General features: G+C 41.1%; 3 protein-coding genes. 1 reads left to right on the top strand and 2 read right to left on the bottom strand.

What is annotated here, in order from left to right; translation table 11 throughout:
* Positions 1 to 789, top strand: a 789-nt coding sequence (locus tag H6S82_RS31225; protein WP_206756923.1) for a DMT family transporter, incomplete at its 5' end; no start/stop codon positions are given.
* 21 nt (positions 790 to 810) lie between these two features.
* Here the strand turns inward: H6S82_RS31225 and H6S82_RS31220 are convergent.
* Positions 811 to 1,350 carry a DUF937 domain-containing protein gene (locus H6S82_RS31220; RefSeq protein ID WP_190472100.1) on the bottom strand — a complete coding sequence of 180 codons (540 nt, stop codon included), beginning with the start codon at positions 1,348 to 1,350 and terminating at the stop codon, positions 811 to 813.
* Positions 1,351 to 1,427: 77 nt separating this feature from the next.
* Positions 1,428 to 1,911, bottom strand: a 484-nt coding sequence (locus H6S82_RS31215; RefSeq protein WP_206756922.1) for a response regulator, incomplete at its 5' end; no start/stop codon positions are given.

Genomic DNA, 1,911 nt, shown 5'->3' with positions numbered 1-1,911 from the left:
AATCTAAATTTACTCCGTGACGGGGCAATTCTCGGAGTGTTACTTTTTGTGATTTTTGCTACGGGAACTCTTGGATTGGAAACTGCCTATGCCAACCAAGCTTCTTTTATCTTCGGTCTCAACACGATCTTTGTCACCCTGTTTGAGCTACTGTTTCGCAAGCGCCTATCCATAAGGATGATACTAGCAGCGATTCTGGCTTTTACCGGAATTGGGGTGATGTCTTGGCAGAGTGGGGAAGCTCTGATGGGCGACTTTTGGTTGTTGGCATCTGCCCTTAGTGATGCCGCTTATATCATTGTGCTGGAGATATTTTCGCCACACCACTCACCCATACCATTGGTGACAATTCAGCTTTGGGTTGTAGCATTGTTAGGCATATTGTGGGCTGCTCCCGAAATAATAGAAAACATTGAGGCAATTCAAACAAGTTTAGGTCTCCTAATCTACCTTGGCGTAGTTGCCACTGCCCTAGTAATTTTATGCCAAACACTTGCACAGCAATGGACATCTGCCCAGGATACGGCAATATTCTTGGCTCTAGAACCTGTTTTCGGGGCAATTTTCGCATTTTTGCTCCTCGGTGAAACCTTTTCTACTCGCAGTTTCATTGGTGCCGCAATGGTGCTAGTTGGAATAATTCTGATTCTGATCCGTCCTAAAATTGACTCAAGTGATTCAGCACTCCCGCAATTACAAGAAAGCACGGTTACAGATGTTACGGTACTAAAAGGTGAAGTTTTGATAGGAGTGCTAAGTACTGAGGGGGAAATTGAGAAGTTGGTTTAATTTTTTTCGATTGCCAAGAAGTTACCTTTTATTATCGGATCTTAGAGAGGAATTAAGAAACGACTCGGCAGACTGCAAAACATCACCGAGAACTAACTCTGTATCGCGATCGACAAAAGCACTGAGAACAGAATTGGAACTACTTACTCCAGGTTTACTGGCACCCATATACAATAGCCCCATCACGGCAGTCATAATTGTGGGCAGGATGCCTTGAAGCCTGTTTGCACTGATACCTGTTTTTTGAGAAATACCTTGAACAATCTGCTGATGCAACTGTGGTGAAATAAGCAGGTGGATAGTCGCTGCGGTTGTTTCTGCATCTGTCATTTGAGCAATCAAATTCTCTAACGACTTGTCACCCATCATTCTCTGCTGGTGTTGCAAGACGGGACGGAGAAATCTGCCCAACGCTGTGATTATTTCTTGCATCTGAGCAGACTCAATTCCTCGCTTAGTCGCCACTTGATTAAGTGTATTGAATATCATTTCAAGTTGTTCCATGCTGCCTTGCCGATCGGGATTATGAATGGCATTAAGTACATTAAGGAAGAATTCCATTTTTCCAATTTATTAAAGGGTTATTGTTAGCGAATGATGCACCTTCATAAACAAGAAATAAAATCTTCAGAAATCGCTCAATCAATAAATTCAGAACCTAGACTCCAGTTCAAAATTCCAGCCACTTGAATCGGTAAAGTCATGGCATTAAATGGTTTAGCAATCACCCCGGCGATTTGCCAAGCTGGTAATTGATTCAACAAAAAGTTTTTGGCCTTTGCCGTAATAAAAATAACTGGAATAGCTGGAATCAATGGGTCATTTTTAATTTTTTGAATAAAAGCGATACCATCAGTTTCTAAGTTTGGTGTATCTAGAAGAATGGCATCCACACGCTCAATACACAGCTTTTCTAAGCCTGCTTGTATAGAAACCACAGATATAACCCGCCAACCACCAACACTGCTTAAGCAAATCTGCAAAACTTCTCGAACAGAAACCTCATGGTCAATGAGCAAAATCTGCTTATGAGACATAAAAGAAACTACTTCAGTCTTAGGTTTTTTTTTAAAATAGCTTAGAAATATAAGAAATAGATGAGAACAATAGAACTTCAAGATA

Origin of the sequence: Planktothrix sp. FACHB-1355, assembly GCF_014748295.1 — a bacterium.
Taxonomy (GTDB): Bacteria; Cyanobacteriota; Cyanobacteriia; order Cyanobacteriales; family Aerosakkonemataceae; genus Aerosakkonema; species Aerosakkonema funiforme_A.
This window is presented reverse-complemented; position numbering and strand designations above follow the sequence as displayed.